Genomic DNA, 4231 nt, shown 5'->3' on the forward strand with positions numbered 1-4231 from the left:
GTCCGGCCGGCAAGCTCGTCCAGATCGGCGCCTATTCCAGCGAGGCCTCCGCACGCGCCGCCTGGGCCCGTCTCGATCTCGACGGCCTGACGCCGGTGTTCGAGGCCGTCGAGGTCGGCGGCCGCCGCCTGGTCCGGCTCAAGGTCAAGGCGCCCGCGACCGGCGCCGCCGCCGTCTGCGCCGCCGCCGGCGTCGACGACCCGTGGTGCCACCGCGCCGCCTGAGGCGGTGAAACCCCGCATCCACAGTCCGTTGTCCGCCGCTCCGTTGACGGCGCGCTCCGGCCCGGCGATTCTGGGGTCTGAAGGCCACGCGTCGAGTCGGTGGCCGCGGAGCATTGAATCCCCATGGCTGACCCCACGGTCATCGTCGTCGGTAACGAGAAGGGCGGGGCGGGCAAGTCGACGCTCGCCATCCACATCGTCTGCGGCCTGCTCCACGCCGGCAAGTCGGTGGCGATCATCGACCTCGACCTGCGTCAGCGCTCAATGGCCAAATTCTTCGCCAATCGCGCCGCCTGGATGGCCGGAAACGACCAGACCCTGCTGATGCCGTTCGAACCGGACATGGGCGACGGCAAGGCCCTGGCCCGGGCCGACGAGTCCGAGCAGCTGGCGCGCTTCGACGCCGCCTTCGCCGAAGCGCGGACCCGCGCCGACTTCATCCTGATCGACACGCCCGGCGGCGACACCCTGCTGTCGCGCACGGCCCACGGCCTCGCCGACCAGATCGTCACCCCGATGAACGACAGCTTCGTCGACTTCGACCTGCTCGGTCAGATCGATCCGGTCACCCTCGACCTGCTCAAGCCCTCGATCTACTCGGAGAGCGTCTGGGAGGCGCGCAAGCACCGCGCCGTCACCGAGGGCCGCGCCGCCGCCATCGACTGGATCGTGGTGGTCAACCGCATGGCCGTCGCCGCCGCCCGCAACCGCCAGCGCCTCGAGGAGCGGATGGAGAAGCTGGCCCGCCGCGTCGGCTTCCGCATCGGCCCCGGCCTGCGCGACCGGGTCATCTATCGCGAGCTGTTCCCCTTCGGCCTGACCGTCGCCGACCTGTCCAATGATATCCGCCCGGTGGCGGTGTCGCTGGCCCATGTCGCGGCGCGGCAGGAGCTGCGCAACCTGATGCAGGCGCTCGGCCTCGACGGCGGCTCCCTGAACGCGCCGCTGGACGAAGCGGCGTGAGGTCTTGAGCCTCGTCTGGCTGGCGCTGGCGGCGATCGCCGTCTGGGCGCTGGTGCGACTGGGCCGCCAGTCCGAGCGTCGCGGCAGAGCGCACTGGCGGGTGACCGCCACCCTGTTCAGCGCCGTCCTGATCGCCGGGGCCGTCCTGCTGGCCGCGCGCGGATCGTGGCTGGGCGCCGCCATCCTCGCCGCCGCCGGCCTGTGGCTGACCGTATCCTCGCGTCGGCGCCCGGCCTCGCCCCGCAGCGAGGCCATCACCGCCGCCGAGGCCCGGTCTCTGCTCGGCGTCTCCGCCGACGCCAGCCGTCAGGAGATCAACGCCGCCTGGAAGCGGCTGATGGCCCGCGCCCATCCCGACCAGGGGGGCACGGAAGGCCTGGCCTCACGCCTCAACGCCGCGCGGGACCGGCTGCTCAAGCCCTGATCAGGTGGCGGTCTTCCTCGCGGCTGGCTTCTTCGCCGCCGCCTTCTTCGGAGCGGCCTTCTTCGCCGCCGGCTTCTTGGCCGCGGGCTTCTTCGCCGGCGCCTTCTTGCCCTTCGGCGCCGCCAGGGCCCGCGCCGCCAGCAGCGGCAGGGCCTCCTCCAGCGTCAGCTCTTCCGGCGCCGTGCCCTTGGGCAGGGTCGCGTTGATCTTGCCCGACTTCACATAGGGGCCGAACCGGCCCGCCATGACGTGGATCGGCTCGCCCGTCTCCGGGTGGGCGCCGAGGTCCTTCAGCGGGGCCGCGGCCGCCCCGCGTCCGCCGAACTTGCCGGCCCGCTTTTCGGCCAGCAGCACCACGGCCCGGTTCAGACCGATGTCGAACACCTCGTCGATGTCGGCGACATTGGCGTAGGTCCCGGCGTGCAGCACGAACGGCCCGTAGCGGCCGAGGCCCGCTGTGATCGGCTTGCCGTCCTCCGGGTGAATCCCGACCTCGCGCGGCAGGGCCAGCAGGCGCAGCGCCTGCTCCAGCGTCAGGGCGACCGGCGACCACCCCTTCGGCAGGGACGACCGCTTCGGCTTCTCGGCCTCCGGCGGCGTGGTCTCCACATAGGGTCCGAACCGGCCGATCTTGAGCTGCACCGGCTGTCCGGTCTCCGGGTCGACGCCCAGCTCGCGGTCGGTCCCGGCTTCTTCGTTCGCGGCTCCGCTGCCGAAGCCGCGGGTGTATTTGCACTCGGGATAGTTGGAACAGCCGATGAAGGTCGACTTCATCTTGAAGCTGGCCTTCAGGTGCAGCCGCCCCGTGCCGCACACCGGGCACAGACGCGAATCCGAGCCGTCGGCCTTCGGCGGGAACAGGAACGGCCCGATCGCCTCGTCCAGCTTGTCGATGACGCCCTGCAGCGCCGTGACCTCGTCCGTCGCCGGTTTCAGATGCCCCCAGAAGTCGCGCAGCAGCACCTTCCAGTCGAGGTTTCCGGCCGACACCTCGTCCAGCCGGGTCTCGAGGTCGGCGGTGAAGTCGTACTCGACCCATTTGCCGAAGAACTGCTCGAGGAAGGCCGTGACCAGCCGGCCGGTGTCCTCCGGAATGAACCGGTTCTTGTCCATCCGGACATAGCCGCGGTCGCGCAGGGTGGTCAGGATCGAGGCGTAGGTCGACGGCCGGCCGATGCCCAGCTCTTCCAGCTTCTTGACCAGCGTCGCTTCGGAAAAGCGGGGCGGCGGCTCGGTGAAATGCTGTTCCGTCCGGATCGCCTCGACCTTCGCGGTCGCGCCTTCCTTCAGCGCCGGCAGGCGGGTCGACTCATCCTCGTCGTCCTCGCCCGACTTGGGCCTGTCGTCGCGGCCCTCCTCGTAGACGGCCATGAAGCCGTCGAAGGCCACCACCTGGCCGGTGGCGCGCAGGCCGGTCTGGCCGTCCGGCGTCTCGACCTCGACCGTGGTCCGGTCCAGCCGCGCCGACTCCATCTGGCTGGCGATGGTCCGCTTCCAGATCAATTCGTAGAGCCGCTGCAGATCGCCCTCGAGCCGCAGGGTCTCGGGCGCGCGGGCCATGTTGGTCGGGCGAATGGCCTCGTGCGCCTCCTGGGCGTTCTTGGCCTTGGTCTTGTAGTAGCGCGGCTGCTCCGGGACATAGGCCGGGCCGAACCGGTCGCCGATGACCTGACGGGCCTGGGCGATGCCCTCGGGGCTGACCGACAGGCCGTCGGTCCGCATATAGGTGATCAGGCCGCCCTGGTCGTCGACGCCCTCGTACAGTTTCTGCGCCGCCTGCATCGTCCGCTGGGCCGTGAAACCGAGCTTGCGCGAGGCCTCCTGCTGCAGGGTCGAGGTCATGAACGGCGGGCTCGGCGCGCGCTTGACCGGCTTCTTCTCGATCGAGCGGATGGTGAACTGGCCGGCGTTGATGGCCTCGCGGGCCGCCGTCGCCATGGCCTCCGAGACGATGTCCAGCCGCTGCACCCGCTTGCCGGCGTGCTTGACCAGCCGGGTTGTGAACGGCGGGCTGTCGGCGGTCAGATCGGCCTCGACCGACCAGTATTCCTGCGGCCGGAAGGCCTCGATCTCCAGTTCCCGGTCGACGACGATGCGCAGGGCCACCGACTGAACCCGCCCCGCCGAACGCGCGCCCGGCAGCTTGCGCCACAGCACCGGCGACAGGGTGAAGCCGACCAGATAGTCCAGCGCGCGGCGGGCCAGATAGGCCTCGACCAGCTCCATGTCGATCTGGCGGGGATTGGCCATGGCTTCCAGCACGGCCGACTTGGTGATGGCGTTGAAGGTGACCCGTTCGACGTGGGTGTCCTTCAGCGCCTTCTTCTTGGTCAGTATCTCCAGCACGTGCCAGCTGATCGCCTCGCCCTCGCGGTCGGGGTCGGTCGCCAGGATGACGCGGTCGGACTTCTTCGCCGCCTCGGCGATCTCGGAGATCCGCTTCGAAGCCTTGGCGTCGACCTCCCACGACATGGCGAAGTCCTCGTCGGGCAGGACCGAACCATCCTTCGACGGCAGGTCGCGGACGTGTCCGTAGGACGCTAGGACAATGAAGTCCGGGCCCAGATATTTGTTGATGGTCTTGGCCTTTGCGGGGCTCTCGACGACGACGAGGTTCATG

General features: G+C 70.0%; 4 protein-coding genes. 3 read left to right on the forward strand and 1 reads right to left on the reverse strand.

Annotated elements, in window-relative coordinates; translation table 11 throughout:
* From RDU12_RS13215 to RDU12_RS13225, 3 genes are all read left to right on the forward strand, one after another.
* Nucleotides 1-224: SPOR domain-containing protein (locus tag RDU12_RS13215; RefSeq protein WP_308685045.1), on the forward strand; the 224-nt coding region annotated here is incomplete at its 5' end.
* A 123-nt stretch (nt 225-347) separates the two neighbouring features.
* A complete protein-coding gene (locus RDU12_RS13220; protein ID WP_308685047.1) occupies nt 348-1187 on the forward strand; it encodes a division plane positioning ATPase MipZ in 840 nt (279 codons plus the stop codon).
* A 4-nt stretch (nt 1188-1191) separates the two neighbouring features.
* A complete protein-coding gene (locus tag RDU12_RS13225) occupies nt 1192-1611 on the forward strand; it encodes a molecular chaperone DnaJ (RefSeq protein ID WP_308685049.1) in 420 nt (139 codons plus the stop codon).
* On the opposite strand, the gene topA is transcribed toward RDU12_RS13225, so the two are convergent.
* Nucleotides 1612-4230 (reverse strand): type I DNA topoisomerase, encoded by a 2619-nt coding sequence (gene topA / locus RDU12_RS13230; protein WP_300292666.1) that lies wholly within the window; start codon nt 4228-4230, stop codon nt 1612-1614. It lies immediately after the preceding gene.
* Between the last annotated feature and the right edge of the window lies 1 nt (nt 4231).

It is taken from the genome of Brevundimonas sp. (genome assembly GCF_031082345.1).
GTDB lineage: Bacteria > Pseudomonadota > Alphaproteobacteria > Caulobacterales > Caulobacteraceae > Brevundimonas.

Bases quoted from the DNA above. Each gene is read 5' to 3' on its own strand.
- RDU12_RS13220 (WP_308685047.1), top strand. From the start codon at position 348: ATGGCTGACCCCACGGTCATCGTCGTCGGTAACGAGAAGGGCGGGGCG.
- topA (WP_300292666.1), bottom strand. From the start codon at position 4,230: ATGAACCTCGTCGTCGTCGAGAGCCCCGCAAAGGCCAAGACCATCAAC.